Consider the following 17,154-nt stretch of genomic DNA (forward strand, 5'->3'; position numbering starts at 1 on the left):
CCGATGGCTTTATCTGTTACTGGTAAAGGCTTAATCGTTGGGTCATCAAATCTAATTGAAATATGCCAACGTCCAGAAGGATGTAATCTGACTGTTACTGTACTTGGTTCACAGCTTTCTGGTATTTGTCTTGACCATCGAATAGGTAAAGGTTCTGTGCATTTAGCTAAATAGATTTGTTTGTCTTTAATTTTAAAAGCAGACTTAGTAAATTCGGCACTTCCTCCCTGATGTTTTTTCTTAAAGTTGGGATACTTAGTACGACCAGCAAAGAAATTAGTGAAAGCTGTTTGTAAATGTCTTAACCCTTGTTGTAAAGGTACACAGCTTACTTCATTGAGAAAGTTTAATTCTTCTTGCTTTTTCCAATCGGTTAGCATTGAAGAAGTTTGAGCGTAGCCTACTCTTTCTTGCTTTTCGTACCAAGCTTGTGTTCGTTCGTGGAGAGCTTTGTTGTAAACTAATCTTACACAGCCCAATGTGCGCCGCAATAGCGACTCTTGTTCGGGTGTGGGGTAAAATCGAAACGAATAGGCTTTTTCCATACCTCACATTTTAGCATATATTTCGTAAATGTTCTAATATTTAACAGTAAAGCCGTCGTAGAACGACGGGGTTTCAGACCCAAATTTTCGATGAATATGGAAGTTGGGTTTCCTTGCGTCAACCCAACCTACAGGCGATGCGATCGCACTAGCTTGCTGGTGCTGGTGGCGGATAGAAAGCTTGGGAAGACATTCCAAAGACTAACGGGGTTGCGGTCGGGTCGCTGAAGGAGTCAAATGTAATGATCTTGGTGTCATTTGGTCCGTCTTGGACAAACTTCTCTTCACCACCCGCCAGCGAGAAATTTAGTCCAAAAATCGAGACGCTTGCCGAGGCATCGTAGTAACTCTTCACCGTTTCAGTGTATGTCTGTGTGCTGATAGTAAGTGTCACCTTTGGCTTGTAAATCACAAATACTGATACCGGCACCATGTGCAATGTGCCTTCTTCACCGAAGAAGTCTTTCATTGTAAATCGGCTACCTTGAGGAAACTCGACCTTTGATGCCATTAGCCAGTCTGCATTGTACCACTTCCCCCGACTGATCAGGAAATTGTTTGCACCGATAGCCTGCACCTGTAGCTTATATTTTGTATCTTGAATCACGCGCTTCCAGTCAATCGTCACCGACGATGAAATTGAACAACAGTTTTGCTTCACACTCGACTGGATTGACTCCTGCCACTCCCCAGTTTCTAGGGTTTCCTGGTCGATGGTAATATCAAGCTCATACGCTCCCTCTGACTTGGATGTCCATTTGGTCAATATAGTGGAAAGATCCTCAATGGTGGTCAACAATTCCGTCTGGGTTACTCCACCAATGGTGAAGCTTTCCATATTGGCAGGTTCAGTTACAGCTTGTTGTGCACTACCAAGATCCGTATCAACGGCTTTCACAAAGTCGGCGATTGTTTTCTTGACGTTGTTTTGTTGTTCCTGGTTATTTTGAATTTGTGCATTCCAACTAGGACCCTCCGTCCCCTCAGTGGTAAGCCATTGAAAATAGGTAGTATTTCCAGCAATCTCTGGGTATCGTTTTTTCCACTGAATGAAGGCATCCATTGCCTGGCCAGCCAGCGTGGCGTAGTCACTCTCCAGGGCAGAAAGATTAGTTTGATATCCCTGATATTGCGGGTTTGTCTGAAAACCGGTAGGGGCAATGGAACTAATATAGGTAGAATATGAACGTGCCACCAGACTCGTTGTTTCTCGATAAAAGCCGTCTAAATCACCAGGGACGATATTTGCGCGTGTCCAAGCGGGATAGTCTGTTCCTGATGTCCAATCGGCCTGTAAAGGCTGTCCAGCAAACTGGAAATACGTTTTCCCACGCTCCTGCGGAGCAGACGCATTCTGCAACGCACGATATTCCTTTATCAAAGCCATTGCTAGATAATCCCATTGGCTTTTGTCACCGAATGCCATAATAAAACTCCTTGAGAAAAATGTCTTGTCTTTGGTTTGGGTTTAAAAGTGATTGGTTCAATCACCTTTGATACCAGTGCGATCTGTAGCTTGGGTCAAGCAACAGCCCCACCCGGGAGCATCTCATTTATGCAAGTGAGTAATCATACTTATCCATAAAACTGGTTTCTAGCAAGGCTTTCAAAATAGCTTGACATAAAAACCTGATTTAGGGGTTACAAAGGTGAGAGGCTCCCCCCCACCCCCCACCCAACCCCAAAGGCGATTGAAAACAACAATACACACTACCCCCCCCGAAAAGTATCCTACGCTACAATTTAATAAATCTTTACATTCTTCTCCCTGACTAGGGATTCACAGGGGAAGGAGTCTCAGGTGGTTTCCCCTGTTTTAATCGGATAAACTAGGGATACCAGCTTTCATCAAGGCATCAGCATGACTACCAACGTAGCGAAAACTCAATGGCAGTATTTAGAGAAACGTCCTCATTCCTGGCGACAACAGCTTTGTTTTCAAGGCAGGAGGCTGAAAGCTTTTGATGTCTGGTCAGATATGATTGTCAATGACATGACTCCTCAAGAAGCAGCCCTTAATTGGGAGTTACCCCTGGCTGCCATCTATGAAGCAATTGACTATTGCGAGACGAATCAGCAGCTACTCAAGCAAGAAGCAGAAGAAGAACGCCACCGTCTGGAAGCAAAGGGGATTAGTGTTGAGTCTAAGATTATTGCTTGATGAGGACTCGCAAGCCCAACTTCTGGTTAAGTTACTTACGGCTGCTGGTCATGACGTGCTGACGATCAATGAAATTGGTTTGGCTGGCTGCACAGATAATGTCGTACTTGACTATGCCATACAGGAAAATCGGATTCTGCTAACTCATAACTGCGATGACTTTGAAGAGTTGCACCAAGCCAATCCCAGCCATTCGCGGATATTCGCGGTTTACCGTAACGCTAACCTCTTAAAAAATATGGGCTTCAAGGCAATTGTCAAGGCAATCGCCAATCTCGAAACTGCTAACGTCCCCCTTGCTAATCAGTTCATCTCCCTGAACCACTGGAACTATTAATTCTGGTTTGTCTCGATCTTGTCACAAATCTTAACTTAATCTCTCCCCAACTATTCAAAACAAAAATACACTCTACCCCCCGCACAGTATCCTACGCTACAATTTAATAAATCTTTACATTATTCTCCCTGACTAGGGATTCACATCGGATTTACACATCCTCACCCAATATTTCGTCAAAACTTACCGAAAAATTGGGTTTAAAGCCTCGCCCTTTTAGGGCGACTTTATATGATGTATGCTCTTAAGAATAGGGGGCCGGGTAAGCAACCGCTTAAAAAACCCAGTCATCGCCGGATGAACGCACCGTTCAGACCTCGGCGCGAGCTTTTGTCGAACGCTGAGCTCAGGGCAGCGCGGTCAAAAACGACATCGGTAAGATTGCCAACGAAATTATGATGGCTGTCACCTTGCGTTGGGAAACCATTTTGATGCCAGAGGAAAGAAAAGAGGGTCATCAGTTATCAGATTTGCGTTTTCAGTCCACTGATTACTGGAAAAGCTTCCCAACTCCCACTCTGCAATAACTACTGGCAGCCAGAAATAGGTTGGGTACTTATCATACTTTGTGCTTTTTGTCAAAAAAACTTTTTTTTTGCAATAAAACTACACAAAAAAAAGATCATCGTTGTGGGTGAAATTGACTGATTTACCCGTCTTAATTAGGATTACCTTGTAGGTGTGGCAAGGGTTTCAACCATTGCTGTTCAAAAAAGCACACAACAACCCACTATGAAATTCTATCAAATCGCTGTAACCATTGTAAAATCGTTGTTAAATAAAAATCTTTCTCAATTAATTCTTAAGAATTTATAAATATTGCGGAATGTTAATTTAAATATTCTCAAGTTTTTGGAGTTAGTAGATAATTTTTGCTTATCTTTGTTGAAAAATAGAACTCCTACAAAAATCCAACATCTACCATGGGGTTAGGAGATAGGATTCAGGAGACGGGATTCAGGAGATAGGAGATAGGAGTCAGGAGTCAGTAGTCAGTAAGAATTGCGGCAATTTACATTTCTCAAGATAGACAACAGAATTTATGTCCGACTACTTATCAGTTATCAGTAATCAGCGAGGTTGAATTATCGCTTTTTTCTCAAAAATTTGGATAGTATCTCAGCATATTTTAGTGAGTTAGCCATAGCAAAGTAACCTACTTTTCAGAATTTAAAAGTTAGTAGCTGATGCTATCACCTGACATTAACTGCTGCCATTCAGAATCCTGCTGATAGTGGTCAAGCATAGACTCAGCCTGCCCTTCAAGGATACGCCTGCACTCAATCAATGGTAACTTGAGAAAAGCCAGACGTTGCTCTAGGGATAAAGCTTGTTCTTCAGGGGTTAAATAAGACGGATTAGCCTCTTTCACCAGTGGGAAAACCTTCAGTTTGTCAGAAAAATCCCATTCCTATCATATCTAGATTTTATAGGACATCCTCTCAAGCTAGGCGGACTGATTAAAGAAACAAAGGAAAATGGAAATTTTGCCGATCTAGGGCTGGCCTTTGCTATAAGTGAGCTATATAGCGCCTCCTTGGCTAGTGAGGAAATTCTCAAACGCTAAAGCTGAGAACTTACCGCTATAACTAAGCACACGAATCACCCAGACTGAGAAAATATCATGCGTATCGCTCACGATGTCACCGAATTGGTTGGCCGCACACCTTTAGTACAATTGAATCGGATTCCCCAAGCGGAGGGCTGTCTTGGCCGAATTGTGATGAAATTAGAAGGGATGAATCCCGCTGCTTCCGTCAAAGACCGCATTGGCACTCACATGATTAATAGCGCCGAAAAAGCGGGTTTAATCAATCCAGAAACCACGGTTTTAGTGGAACCCACCTCTGGCAATACGGGAATTGCCCTCGCGATGACTGCGGCAGCTAAGGGTTATCGCTTGATTTTAACTATGCCGGAAACGATGAGTTTAGAGCGCCGGGCGATGTTAAAAGCCTACGGTGCTACCCTAGAACTTACCCCCGGTTCCCAAGGCATGAAAGGGGCAATTTTACGCGCGCAGCAAATTGTCGATAGTATCCCCGGGGCTTATATGTTGCAACAATTTCGCAACCCTTCTAACCCAGAAATTCACCGTCTCACCACTGCTGAGGAAATTTGGCAAGACACCGACGGACAGGTAGATTTTATTGTTGCGGGTGTGGGTACTGGTGGCACGATTACGGGAGTCGCTGAAGTGATTAAATCTCGTAAACCTAGTTTTCAAGTAGTCGCGGTGGAACCTTTCAATAGTCCGGTGATTTCCGGGGGTAATCCCGGTCCCCATAAAATTCAGGGTATCGGTGCGGGTTTTATTCCAGAAGTTTTACGCACAGATCTGATTGATGAGGTAATTACCGTCAGTGATGAGGAAGCTTTTCAATTTGGTCGTCGTTTGGCAAAAGAAGAGGGTTTACTTTCGGGGATTTCTTCCGGTGCCAATCTTTGTGCCGCAATTCAACTGGCCCAACGACCGGAAAATGAGGGTAAATTAATTGTGGTGATTCAGCCTAGTTTTGGAGAACGTTATCTGAGTACGCTGATGTTCCAAAATATCGAGGAGCGCGAGTTAACTTTGGTGTAAAAAAATATCCTCCTCAGCCTCTAGCAGTCAGCTTTAGTTGAGGGCTGATTGCTAATAGCAGAGAGCTTTTTAATCATATTTCAAGAGGGATTTTTTCACCTGTAGGGGTATTTGTAAAGGTTGCGGTTTGATTGCTTCTTTGCCAGAAAAATTATCAAGTAAAGCCGAGCGCACTTGCGTGTCGGTTTCTCGCGAGAGAAGATAACGAAAGTATTCTTGACATTGTTCTCGACGACTAGGGGAAAGTTCCATTTCACTTAAACGTCGGACGGCCATTAAGCGCATTAAGGGATCATTGACTGTTAATTTTTCTAACCAGCGATCGAAGTTTTTTGACTCATTTTCACCGCGATGGTCGAGAAAATGCCATCCTAGCAGGATTAAAGTCAAAACCGTGCCAAATCCTTGCAAAATTGAGCCCAGGGCCAACCAGCGATTTTCGGCATAGGTCCAAATTGCCACAGCGAGATAGGTGGCTAAACTGCCTAAACCGCCACAGACTACCGCTAAAGTTAACTTACCGCTATCGGCGCTGAAAAAAGCACGCCACCACAGCCACAGCGATGGCCAGTTTTGCCCCTGGAGATGGTAAACTCCGATCATCGCCCCCACCCCGGTTAAAGTGGCCAAAACTAGCTGCCAATTCCACGCCCAGAGGATCAAAAAACTAGCACAAGCTGCCGCCCATGTCAAGAATTGACGGGTTTTTTTTGCGGCGAGAGTTTTGATGACTCGACGCTGCAGAGCGGGAGAAAAATAGGGAGGAAGGCGGAATACTGAAGACACAGGAAGTTTTTCACTGAGGGTTTGATGATCACTATAGCCTGTTCTCAGGCAGACAGATCATTTTTCTCGGTAAAAATCCTTGTGGGAAAAGAGCGAAGTGCTAGGGTGGCCTAAAATTGCGATCGAGAATCGGCTAAAGTTCAGATTGGCGAGCTAAAGTGTTAGGATGGTTTTCAATCAAACTCAACTTTTTTTATTAATAAATAGCTGAACAATATTCTGTAAACTTATATACAGAAACCTAAAGAAATATGTTAATTTGCCGTCTTTGGGGCAGTAAATTCTGATAGACGATCTAGAGTAGTAAGTATAAGTACCGCACCTAATTTTACCTAGTCAAGCTGGCTATCTAACTCATCTATATCATTTCCGAACAGAGTTAGAACTTTCTTTGTCTCGGTTGGGTCTTGCGGGAATTTTACCTTAAGGAAAATCTCGATAATTTTGAGTCATGATTCACTAGAATCCTCAAATATTCCATAAACTGGCGAGTTTTAAGAAACCTAGGAGGTTCATCGCTATGAAAAGCCGTCTTATTGTTTGTTGTGATGGAACTTGGCAAGATTTAGGACAAGCTTATCCTACCAATGTCGTCAAAATGGTGCAAGCTATCACGCCACTTGATGATAGTAAGGGCAACCCCATCCGTCAAATCATCTACTATGACGAAGGCATTGGGACAAAACAATCTAATGCCGAGATGACTGATACTTTAATTAAAATTACTGGAGGTGCTTTAGGCATTGGCATGGATCATAAGATTGAGGATGCCTATCGTTTTCTGTGCTTAAACTATCAACCTGAAGATGAAATTTATCTCTTTGGGTTTAGTCGGGGAGCTTACACTGTACGCTGTTTAGCTGGGTTAATTTATAATTGCGGTTTGTTGTATCGAGAATTTATCCGACAAATTCCCAAAGCCTACGAAATTTACCGAGACAAACAAGACCAAAATAACGCACCTAACGGTAAAAATGCCATTGATTTCCGTAATCAGTATGGACGACGAGTTCCCATTAAAGCCTTATGCTGTTGGGATACGGTTGCTTCTTTAGGTATCCCTGATATCGTTCATTCTCTGCACTTGGATGAAAAGTTCAACGAACGTTATCGCTTTTATGATTCGACCATCAATCCTACAATTGAAAAGGCGTTTCATGCAGTTGCCATTGATGAAATTCGTAAAGTCTTTGATGTAACGCTAATGCGTCCCCATTCTACCCAGATCAGACAACAAAAAGAACAAGTGGTTCAAGTTTGGTTTCCGGGGGGTCATGGTTGTGTTGGTGGAGGTTCTCAGGAAGAATCTGGCCTATCCGATGGAGCTTTATTGTGGATGATGGAACAAGTCGAAACCTTGGGTTTGGTCTTAGATAAAAGTTATATTCAACATGAAGTTCATCCCAATTGTAGTGCGCGTTTTGATAATACGTCAAAATGGCCATTTAATGTAGCGGGAACAGCACCTCGTCAGTTTGAAGGGGATGTTAGCAATTTGCATGAAAGTGTTAAAAATCGCTGGACAGACCTGAATCTTAATCCCCCTTATAAACCCGCTATTCCCGAAATTCAAATGATGCTTGAGCAAGAGCTTGGTGCTTTGAGAAAGAAAGAAATAGTCTCTGTTTAGCACTTCGCTGCCTCAAAAATGTCGCCTTCACTTTACTTTTTACTTAACTGAGGATCAAATTAATGGTTATCAAAATTAATCAACCCAGTAATAATGCCACACTTGCCATAACAGATAACGTTAATTTTAAAGGCACTGCAAGTCATGAAATTGTTCGGATTGAGTTATGGGCAGAAAATAAGTGGCACTTCGGTAATAGCTCAGTTTCTAATGGCAATTGGTCAGTCTCTTATCGTTTTACTGACAACGGTAAACGTCAAATTGAAGCGAGAGGATTTGATCAAGATAATCATTCTGTTGCCAGTGAAAAAATTACTTTAGAAATTGAAGCTTCTTCCATAAGCTGTGAACCAAGAACGAAACTCTTTGAAATTGGCGGTCATTCTGTTTGGCAAATTGCAGGACAAACCGCTTTTTTCTATCAATCAAAAATGAGTATTGATGCCGATGGTGCGCCTAATGCTTATCACCCCGACAATATTGGCTTAGATGATCTAAAAAATGCCGGTTATCCAAATACGTCTTGGTGGAAGAATATTCTTGTCCCTGACCCTCAAAATCCTAATCGAGCTTATGAGCAACCCTCTGGACCCTATCAAGGTTATTTTGTCTCTATGACAGCTTTACAGGATGGAACTAAGGCAAAAACTGATCCCAGTCGCTATGTTGATTCTACTCGGATACCCTATATTGTTCTCCCCGGTGGTGGCAGTGCCGGGGCAAAACTGGGGGATTTTGCCGTGGTTTTTAATGGTAAAAACGGCAAGATTGTCAATGGGATTTATGCAGATGTTGGTCCATCCAACAAAATTGGCGAGGGTTCAATTGCCCTTGCTGAAGCGTTGGGCATTCCTTCCAGTCCCCGAACAGGTGGTGTGAGTAGCGGTATTATGTATGTCGTTTTTCCTGGCTCGGGCAACGGTAAGCCGCGATCGCTTTCTGAGATTAACACCGAAGCCGAAAAACATTTCAACAATTGGGGGGGAATGGCCAGGTTAAACGCTTGTTTTAGCCCATCTTAACCTAGAAAACTGCCAATTTACCTTTACTTTATCGAGGAATATCACTATGACTACCGCACAACAAGTTCTTCAAATTGCAGCCCGGGAAATTGGCTACAAAGAAAACCCAAAAAATTCTAACCATAATAAATTTGGTATTTGGTATGGTATGGATTATCAGCCTTGGTGTGCCATGTTTGTTTCCTATTGCTTTTACAATGCGGGCTTACCTTTACCCATTACTACACCTAAAGGGTTTGCTTATTGTCCTTATGGAGTGAAATGGTTTAGAAATAAAGGATGGTGGCATACAGATCCTCAAGTGGGTGATGTTGTTTTTTATGATTGGGGAGGTGATGGTGTATCCGATCATGTCGGTATAGTTGAAAAAGTTAATTCTGACGGTTCAATTGTTGCTATTGAAGGGAATACCTCTGATGATTTTGGTGACTCTAACGGTGGCGAAGTTTGCCGTAAAACTCAGAAAAAAGGGATTTTAGGTTATGGTCGTCCTCCTTATCATGGTCTAGTCCCCCCTGATCAAGAGGAACATCCAGTTTGGGAACGTTTCATTGCTCTAACTAGCCCTTATATGCGAGGAGATGATGTCTTGCAGTGGCAACGAAAAATGATTCACCGAGGTTGGAATCTTGAGGCTGATGGTGTCTTCAAGGAGCGAGATGAGAATGTCCTAAAACAATTCCAAAAACAAAAAGGTCTAACAGTTGATGGCATTATTGGACCGATCTCGTGGGATGCGGCATGGGAAGCACCCATCACAACCGACTAAATGATTACTAGATGTGGATGAGGTATGGGATTAAACAGAAAAATTAAGCCATACCTCATCTTTAAAAGCTTGAATTAACCTCAAAATTCAAGCTATTTAGGAAGAAACTAAAATTATGACGACTCCACAAGACGTTTTACAAATTGCCATTGATCAAATAGGTACAAAAGAAACCCCTTCAGGTTCTAACCAAACTAAATACAATGATTGGTATGGTATGAATCATGTTCCTTGGGCAGCAATGTTTGTTTCTTATTGCTTTTATCATGCGGGTTTACCGTTAGAAATTACCACAGATAAAGGGTTTGCCTATCATCCCCACGCAAAAAAATGGTTTGAAGAACATGGATGGTGGCATACAACTCCTCAAATTGGGGATATCGTCTTCTTTGACTGGGGAAATGATCGGTCGCCTGATAGCGTTGGCATTGTCGAAAAAGTGAATTCTGATGGTTCAATTGTTGCGATTCGAGGGAATGTTGATAATCAGGTTAAACGAGTAAACCATCAGGGAAGCACGATTATGGGTTATGGTCGTCCACCTTATCAAACTAGCAAACTAGATTCTGAACTTGATCAGGTATTGCTCAACTCCTAACAACATTAGTAACATGATTGAAACTCTAACAAATCAAGTTAGCATCCCTGTCTGTTTATCTTTGAGCGCCTGTGTCATAAGCGTCCTATCCAGTGAACTTAACGCTCAAAATCCCCCTAGCTTTGTGATGCCAAGTGGTAACATTTATTGCGCTCTAATTGGGAAAGATAATAATATGCTACGGTGCGAGATCCAAAGTATGTTAAATCCTCTACCCCCTCAACCTTATCCTAATTATTGTCAATTTGATTGGGGAGCTGGTTTTCTGCTCCCTCAACAAGGTAAACCAGAAGTTCTTTGTATAAGTGATACCATTGCCGGTACTAATAACATCCTTTCTTATGGAAAAACTTGGCAACATTCAGGCTTTAAATGTATCTCACAAAGAACGGGATTAATGTGTGGTAATCCCGGTGGACACGGTTTCTTTCTGAGTCGTCAGCAGTGGCAGGCTTTTTGAAATAAAAAATTCCCAATCTCCTAGGAGACAATAAATTATGAAAACCTACACCGTTGATCACCTTTTTCAACTATTATTAGGACTCAGCTTGACTCTTTTTCTCAGCTTGATTTTCCCAATCGCCCAAATTAAGGCTGAGAATCTATCAACACTCGCAGTAGTTAAAGTCCCCTGTCCAAAATTAGAAGTAACTCGCCTTTTAGTGGCAGATAATGAGCCAAAAGATGTCCTCTTTCTCTATCCTGTCAGTTCTAGGCAATTAGACTCGACTCGTCAAAGTCAGTTAATCTTAGAGAAAAAAATAAAAGTAAGTGATCTGGAAGCGATCACTAAATTAGCTGATCAATCATTAGCAGATAAAGATACCTGTGAACAAGCCAATGCTTTTAATACTGATAATACTGAAGGTGCAGTGACGATTCCTGATTCTTTATCTCTGGAAAAAAAATTTAAGATTTGGCTTGGGTTACGTTCCCTGCTTGCAATGCAAAACACAAATCTCCCTATAACCATAGACTCAAAACTAATCTGGAACGATACGGGAATTAATCTTGTCGCTGGACAAGAATATCATTTTCAAGCAACAGGTCAATGGACAGACTGGACAATTACCTCTAATGCTGATGGTTATGAAAGTCCTAATTTCTTGCTGAAACTATGTGAAGGACTACGACGAATGCCTAATTCACCTTGGTTTTCACTGATTGGTTCAATTGATAAAGCTCAAGATAGTTTCTTCCTCATCGGCACAAATAAACAGTTTATAGCCCCAAAAACAGGACGGCTTTACTGCTTTGCTAACGATGTGATCATCGCCTATGGCAATAATCGAGATAGCATCCAACTCACTGTAACTTCCTTAACTTGACAAAGGGAAAATATCCTATTTGTTAACTGTCTGCTGTTGTTAAAGTAACCTGTCCAGAATCAGGCAAAAAAGGAGCAAAAATGATGACTACCCAAAAACTGAAAGCTCTAGTCAATACTGTTATCAAACAATCGCAGTGGCAATTGTGGCACCTGTATTGCCTGTCCTGTGGCTCAAGTGACTATGCTAAAATCGGTCAACTAGAAATGACGAGAAACGATTTTTTCAATAGTCGCCTGGGTATCCTGCAGCAGTTTCTCGCGACTATCTCTAGTATTAGTCAGACTAGGCACGAGATTACGAGCTTGTAAAGCCATGTGAAGTTGTAGTTGAGCCACATACTCACGGATATCTTCGCGGGTTTCCGATTGGTTAGGATGAAACATAGAGAAACTGGAAGGGTCTGTCTAGCTGATGGGGTCTTGTCGATAACTCCTATACAAGTTATCACAAGACCTTAGGTTCCCGTCAAGGATTTGCTCCAACTCTACACATTTCTCAACATAACTTATAACAGTCATCTCAAGGGCGAGGTATAAAGTTTTCGGGCTCTTCGGTTTGTGTTATGCAATGGATGGGGGTTATAAGGAATGAAACCCTTATAGAGACAGACATTACCGCGATTTTTGTCAATTGTTTGCGATCTAGAGCGAACTAATCAATTAAATCCCTTGCCAGATAAGGATTTAGTCGATTTATGCCCCCATATCGAACCATACCAAGTCCCGAAGAGCCAGTTTTCGTTTTGGGGAGCCAGTCGCCAGTCGTCGATACCAAATTCTAGACAGTAATTCCCAATTCAAACGGTAGCACAGAATACAGAATCAGTCTTACTCTTGATCGGTGGTGATTCGGTAGTAGTGATGGAGGCTTAATCCTTTGCTTTACTGTGCATTGTAGTCATGGATAAAAACGTGATTCTCCATTTTTTTAGAGGAAATGATCTGTTAGTAGTGCCGTAGCCTCTTGCTTACCCAGTATCAAGTGTGTAAAATATTTATTAATAAAAATAATTGGAACCCGATCAGTCTTTAAACCTCATCCCCAGACCACCAGCCAAGCCGCCACTTAACCTGACAGTATATATTAAGAAAAGCAACAAATACTTTACAGACACAACAAAGTATGCAGCAAATTCTAGGATTAGAGACACAAGCAAAAATCTGGCATTGGCGGGGATTCAAAATCACCTATCAAAGTGCGGGGGAGACAGGACCCGCGATCGTGCTTGTGCATGGATTTGGGGCATCTTGGGGACATTGGCGGAAAAATATCCCTGTTTTAGGCGAAAAATGTCGCTGTTTTGCCCTAGATTTAATTGGTTTTGGCGGTTCCGACAAACCCGAACCGAAAAACGAGATCGATTACACTTTCGAGACTTGGGGGGCGCAAATTGCCGATTTTTGTCGGGAAGTGGTGGGGGGTGCTGCTTTTTTGGCGGGGAATTCCATCGGTTGCATCGCCATTATGCAGGCTGCCGTCGATCATCCCGATTTTGTCCTTGGGGTGGCGGCGATTAATTGTTCCCTCAGACTACTTCACGAAAGAAAACGGGGGGAATTACCCTGGTATCGTCGTTTAGGAGCGGATTTTGCCCAAATAATTCTCAAAAATAAAGCAATTGGGGCTTTTTTCTTCCAACAGATCGCTAAACCCCAGACAGTGCGTAAAATTCTCCTGCAAGCTTATCGGCGATCAGAAGCGGTAACGGAGGAATTAGTGGAAATAATCTTAAAACCCGCCAGAGATCCAGGAGCGATCGAGGTTTTCCTCGCTTTTACCGGTTATTCTGGTGGCCCACTCCCGGAAGATCTACTGCCGATTCTCCCCTGTCCAGCCATTCTGCTTTGGGGTAGCGAGGATCCCTGGGAACCCTTGCCCTTGGGCCAAGAATTAGCACGATTCCCGACAGTAAAAAAGTTTATCCCCTTAGCTGGCTTAGGCCACTGTCCCCAGGACGAGGCCCCAGAAATAGTTAATCCGATTTTATTAGACTTCCTGCAAGCTCCTATCTAGGGTTTGCGGCAAAAAGTTTGTTGGTGGGGGTAGGGTGTGGGGTGTGGGGTGTGGGGTGTAGGGTTTTACCCATTTTCAGGCGGTCAATTACCTAATTTTCAGGGAAAAAGTCCCTGAATTTTCCCCCCAATCACTCCAATCGCTGGTACTTTTTGATTTCAAAAAAGTCTAAAAATATTATCCAACAAGGTTTTTAGATTTATTCAGCAATCCCTATCTAAGTCCTTCTAGTAACCAGAAGACCGGGTATTAATCGGTTGTTGGATGGAGAAACCCCGGTTAATACTTTGAGGGGGAACTTGATTGGGGATGCCATTATTGTTGGGCGGTATTCCCTGATTGGGATAACCAGTGACGTTGGGTTGATTGCCGTAAACGGGGGCCTGATATATGGGGGGTTGATAATAGTTGGATTGGTTGCTAGAGCCAGGGACGGGGTTAGGGTTGGCATTATTCCGGGAGGGTAGGGTCCGAACATTTTGTTGATAAGGGGAATAATTTCCCTGGGGGGCGACTTGATTCGGGTTGCCCCCAGGGTTGAGATTAGAATAATTATTCAAGTTAGCAGTCCGCGAGCGATTTTCGATTTCTCTCTGTAAAGGATAATTGCTAGTGTTGCCACTAATCGGTTGCACTTGAATCGGTTGCAGACCTTTACTAGCATTCGGTACTGGATTTGGCTTGACTGGCGGCATTAACGGAGCGAATAAAGAGGGTTTCTGGTTGTCATTGGGATTAGTATTTAAAGGATCAAAAGGCTGCGTCGAGGCCGGTCTCCCCGGGCGAGCGGTATTATTATTGGCAGGAATGGCCGGCAGTGGTACGGCAGTGGGGAGAGGAGTATCGGTAATCTTGTTGCTCTCGATTTCGCGTTCCTCCAAGGACTTTCCTGGGGTATCGAATACCGAACCCAACCATTCAGGATTCTGTTGATATATCGAGAAAGCAATGAGAGCTAAGGAAAATATTCCTAGGGGCAGCCAAAATAAAGGTTGGGCAAAGGGTTTTAATCCTGCCAAGAAATAGCGCATGGAAGAAGAATCTTTATAGTTACTCATACCGCTTCACCCTCTATAGGTTTTCCTCCATGCTATCAAATCATTAAGCAGTGATCAGTGATCACTGATCACTGATCAGTTATCAGTTCACTGAGAAAACTCCCCACACCCCACACCCTACACCCCACACCCCACACTGTTCACCGACTAGGTACTGATACTATTTGCGAGCAATTGTCAAACAATTGTAAAACTTCGTTATATTTAAGGAACATTTGAGAGACTAAGGAGCAGCGGAGTTGTGGCTTTATACGCGGATTTGCATCGGCATTTAGGGGGATCGGTAGTACCGAGAATTCTCTGGCGCTACTTTCACAGACATGAGCGGGATTTAGCGGATAAATTCCCAGAATATCCCGCTTTTGAGGAATTTTACACCCGCGAACGCAATAGTTTAGATGAGTATTTAGAATTACACACCCTTGTCGAAAGTGTCCAAACCGCCCAAACTTTGCCCTATTTTATCTATCGTCTGATTCGCGGTGCTTATATCTTCGAGAATCTTGCCTATTTAGAATTGCGCTATACTCCCTACTATCGCACCGACGAACATTTGAACCAGACAGAGCGAATCGAGCAAATGCGATCAATTGTCGAGATCGTTGGTCAAGCCTCGAAAATGAGCGAATATCCGATTATTACCAGTCAAATTCTCTGTATGCACTCGCGACTTCCCTACGAAGTCAACAAAGCGATCGTTGATCTGGCCCTAGAGATGAGAGAATACGTCTGTGCGATCGATATTGCTGGAGGTGATTCCTACTACCAAACTCGACTAGAGGAATTTGCTGGTTTATACAGTCATGCCAGGGAAGAGGGTTTAAATACCACCGGTCATCTTTATGAAACAAAGAACGGTTGTTATCCCCAATTACTGCCCTATCTGCAAAGAATTGGTCACGGTATTCAAATTCCCCTACAATACCCAGAATTGCTGCCGGAAGTTGCCCGTCGTCATCAATGTTTAGAAGTCTGTCCCACCACCTATTTAAAAACTGGCACCCTCGAAAGTTTATCGCAATTAAAGATAGTCTTTGATCGCTGTTTTGAAGCGGGGGTTGATATTGCTATCTGTACCGATAATGCTGGTTTACACAATGTCCGGCTGCCCTTCGAGTACGAGAATTTACTCACCCTAGATGTGATCGATTTCCGACAATTACAAGCTTGTCAAGATGCGGCTTTTCGCCATGCTTTTGCCTGGCCCTATAGTCAAAAACCCGCCTCACTTTTAACCGGTTTGTTATCAGTAGATAATCCCAAATTACCGGTTTATCAGTAACACAATTAACTATAGTTTGGGTTAAGCAAATTCTTTACCGCTCCCGAACTATAGCGTTTTTCCACTCTCCTGCATCTGGTTTGGGTAATTCTACTGAATCTTGATTAAACTTAACCCAAAGAGAGTATAAGTACAGAGAGAACCGAGACCGAACATCAGGGAACGAGCGATCGGGATATTAATGATATAAAAAAGGGAAAATAGAAGCCGGAGGATCACAAAAGCGATCGCACAGTTAGCAGCTAGGGATGAGGAGACTCCTGTGACGTAGGCCATGAGAGCGGCGGCACTATAGATCATAAAGGTTTCAAAACCATTTTGATGGGCCCAAGTTGCTCGTTTGGCGTAGTATGGGAGTTGATCGAACATGGCCCGGGGAGCGGAGGTATTGTAACCCACCTTAGCTCTAGCGTAGGCCACCAGCAGAAAAGGTAGATAGACAGAGATAGCGGCAGCCACTATCGAATAGAGAAGAATGGCACTGACGGAGAGATTCATCGCTGAATTTAGTCAAAATAAAATAGGGTAACTAGCTTGCGTTGATCTTCTGCTTCCGCGCAGGTTTGCAAAAGAGTCTGACTGTCGTGGAAAGCAAAACAGATTAACTGTTGACAACGATTGATAATCTCGCGATTACAGAGGCTGCTGGCTTCCCCTAGGGATAGATGGTCATTTTCGGGACATTCCACCAGATGGATAACCTGCTGAAGTTGTTCTTGGGATTCCAGGGGCTGGCGATCGAGACTTTGGGGTAAGATCACGGTTAACAGATTAGGATCTGCCCGCATTGCCCCCTTAATGACGGCGGAATTGGTTCCCGCCGCCCCGGAGGTCATAATCCGATTGCCCGCCAGCACGAGGGCATAGGCCATCATTTCGATCAATTGCTGGTGGGTGATGGGAACGTGACGGGAACCCAATAAAGCGACGCGCTTAGAACCGGTCTGCTGAATGGCGGCCAGTTCTTGAGCTAGAGTGTCTAGGGTGTTAGTGGTATCTACAGATTGACTCAAAGACTTTTACTGCAAATTCGGACTG

Annotated in this window: 20 protein-coding genes; 12 read left to right on the forward strand and 8 right to left on the reverse strand. The window is 43.2% G+C overall.

The window, feature by feature from the left end; translation table 11 throughout:
• On the reverse strand, positions 1 to 545 hold a 545-nt coding region (locus H6G40_RS10090), incomplete at its 3' end, for an RNA-guided endonuclease InsQ/TnpB family protein (RefSeq protein WP_190537613.1).
• Positions 546 to 693: 148 nt separating this feature from the next.
• Positions 694 to 1,971, reverse strand: coding sequence for a hypothetical protein (locus tag H6G40_RS10095; RefSeq protein ID WP_190537615.1), 1,278 nt, complete (start codon positions 1,969 to 1,971; stop codon positions 694 to 696).
• A gap of 435 nt (positions 1,972 to 2,406) precedes the next feature.
• Here H6G40_RS10095 and H6G40_RS10100 point away from each other — a divergent pair, with 435 nt between their 5' ends.
• The 3 genes from H6G40_RS10100 to H6G40_RS23680 all read left to right on the forward strand — a co-directional run bounded on the left by H6G40_RS10100 (position 2,407) and on the right by H6G40_RS23680 (position 3,570).
• Positions 2,407 to 2,706: a hypothetical protein gene (locus H6G40_RS10100; protein ID WP_103112216.1), complete on the forward strand. Its 300-nt coding sequence runs from the start codon at positions 2,407 to 2,409 to the stop codon at positions 2,704 to 2,706.
• On the forward strand, positions 2,681 to 3,043 hold the full coding sequence (locus H6G40_RS10105) for a DUF5615 family PIN-like protein (protein ID WP_002753611.1): 363 nt from the start codon (positions 2,681 to 2,683) through the stop codon (positions 3,041 to 3,043). The genes H6G40_RS10100 and H6G40_RS10105 overlap by 26 nt, the downstream gene beginning before the upstream one ends.
• Before the next feature lie 398 nt (positions 3,044 to 3,441).
• The gene (locus H6G40_RS23680; RefSeq protein ID WP_256380573.1) at positions 3,442 to 3,570 is read left to right on the forward strand and encodes a hypothetical protein; all 129 of its coding nucleotides are present in this window, start codon (positions 3,442 to 3,444) and stop codon (positions 3,568 to 3,570) included.
• A gap of 650 nt (positions 3,571 to 4,220) precedes the next feature.
• On the opposite strand, the gene H6G40_RS10110 is transcribed toward H6G40_RS23680, so the two are convergent.
• Entirely contained in the window at positions 4,221 to 4,415 is a 195-nt protein-coding gene (locus H6G40_RS10110; RefSeq protein ID WP_002753616.1) for a hypothetical protein, read from the reverse strand.
• A 252-nt stretch (positions 4,416 to 4,667) separates the two neighbouring features.
• Here H6G40_RS10110 and cysK point away from each other — a divergent pair, with 252 nt between their 5' ends.
• Positions 4,668 to 5,627 (forward strand): cysteine synthase A, encoded by a 960-nt coding sequence (cysK, locus tag H6G40_RS10115; protein WP_002734500.1) that lies wholly within the window; start codon positions 4,668 to 4,670, stop codon positions 5,625 to 5,627.
• A 69-nt stretch (positions 5,628 to 5,696) separates the two neighbouring features.
• On the opposite strand, the gene H6G40_RS10120 is transcribed toward cysK, so the two are convergent.
• A complete protein-coding gene (locus H6G40_RS10120; RefSeq protein WP_190537618.1) occupies positions 5,697 to 6,413 on the reverse strand; it encodes a hypothetical protein in 717 nt (238 codons plus the stop codon).
• A 520-nt stretch (positions 6,414 to 6,933) separates the two neighbouring features.
• Between H6G40_RS10120 and H6G40_RS10125 the strand changes: the two genes are divergently transcribed.
• From H6G40_RS10125 to H6G40_RS23250, 6 genes are all read left to right on the forward strand, one after another.
• Entirely contained in the window at positions 6,934 to 8,043 is a 1,110-nt protein-coding gene (locus H6G40_RS10125) for a DUF2235 domain-containing protein (protein ID WP_069474061.1), read from the forward strand.
• A 62-nt stretch (positions 8,044 to 8,105) separates the two neighbouring features.
• The gene (locus tag H6G40_RS10130) at positions 8,106 to 9,065 is read left to right on the forward strand and encodes a glycoside hydrolase family 75 protein (protein ID WP_069474062.1); all 960 of its coding nucleotides are present in this window, start codon (positions 8,106 to 8,108) and stop codon (positions 9,063 to 9,065) included.
• 46 nt (positions 9,066 to 9,111) lie between these two features.
• Entirely contained in the window at positions 9,112 to 9,834 is a 723-nt protein-coding gene (locus tag H6G40_RS10135) for a CHAP domain-containing protein (protein WP_002794149.1), read from the forward strand.
• A gap of 115 nt (positions 9,835 to 9,949) precedes the next feature.
• Positions 9,950 to 10,432: a CHAP domain-containing protein gene (locus H6G40_RS10140; RefSeq protein WP_002794147.1), complete on the forward strand. Its 483-nt coding sequence runs from the start codon at positions 9,950 to 9,952 to the stop codon at positions 10,430 to 10,432.
• 13 nt (positions 10,433 to 10,445) lie between these two features.
• Positions 10,446 to 10,892, forward strand: a complete 447-nt coding sequence (locus H6G40_RS23955; RefSeq protein ID WP_002794146.1) for a DUF6636 domain-containing protein — start codon at positions 10,446 to 10,448, stop codon at positions 10,890 to 10,892.
• A gap of 37 nt (positions 10,893 to 10,929) precedes the next feature.
• Positions 10,930 to 11,760 carry a hypothetical protein gene (locus tag H6G40_RS23250; protein ID WP_242028740.1) on the forward strand — a complete coding sequence of 277 codons (831 nt, stop codon included), beginning with the start codon at positions 10,930 to 10,932 and terminating at the stop codon, positions 11,758 to 11,760.
• 200 nt (positions 11,761 to 11,960) lie between these two features.
• On the opposite strand, the gene H6G40_RS10160 is transcribed toward H6G40_RS23250, so the two are convergent.
• Positions 11,961 to 12,146, reverse strand: a complete 186-nt coding sequence (locus H6G40_RS10160) for a hypothetical protein (protein ID WP_002731861.1) — start codon at positions 12,144 to 12,146, stop codon at positions 11,961 to 11,963.
• Positions 12,147 to 12,885: 739 nt separating this feature from the next.
• Here H6G40_RS10160 and H6G40_RS10165 point away from each other — a divergent pair.
• Positions 12,886 to 13,776 (forward strand): alpha/beta fold hydrolase, encoded by an 891-nt coding sequence (locus H6G40_RS10165; RefSeq protein ID WP_069474063.1) that lies wholly within the window; start codon positions 12,886 to 12,888, stop codon positions 13,774 to 13,776.
• Positions 13,777 to 14,003: 227 nt separating this feature from the next.
• Here the strand turns inward: H6G40_RS10165 and H6G40_RS10170 are convergent, their stop codons facing one another.
• Positions 14,004 to 14,834: a hypothetical protein gene (locus H6G40_RS10170; RefSeq protein WP_069474064.1), complete on the reverse strand. Its 831-nt coding sequence runs from the start codon at positions 14,832 to 14,834 to the stop codon at positions 14,004 to 14,006.
• A gap of 241 nt (positions 14,835 to 15,075) precedes the next feature.
• Between H6G40_RS10170 and H6G40_RS10175 the strand changes: the two genes are divergently transcribed.
• Complete coding sequence (locus H6G40_RS10175) at positions 15,076 to 16,116, forward strand: adenosine deaminase (RefSeq protein ID WP_002733386.1); 1,041 nt, start codon at positions 15,076 to 15,078, stop codon at positions 16,114 to 16,116.
• 90 nt (positions 16,117 to 16,206) lie between these two features.
• Here H6G40_RS10175 and H6G40_RS10180 read toward each other — a convergent pair whose 3' ends face one another.
• Positions 16,207 to 16,614, reverse strand: coding sequence for an MAPEG family protein (locus H6G40_RS10180; RefSeq protein WP_002734719.1), 408 nt, complete (start codon positions 16,612 to 16,614; stop codon positions 16,207 to 16,209).
• Between the two features lie 8 nt (positions 16,615 to 16,622).
• A complete protein-coding gene (locus H6G40_RS10185; RefSeq protein ID WP_002731881.1) occupies positions 16,623 to 17,129 on the reverse strand; it encodes a hypothetical protein in 507 nt (168 codons plus the stop codon).
• Between the last annotated feature and the right edge of the window lie 25 nt (positions 17,130 to 17,154).

This window comes from Microcystis viridis FACHB-1342 (genome assembly GCF_014698335.1).
Taxonomy (GTDB): domain Bacteria; phylum Cyanobacteriota; class Cyanobacteriia; order Cyanobacteriales; family Microcystaceae; genus Microcystis; species Microcystis ichthyoblabe_A.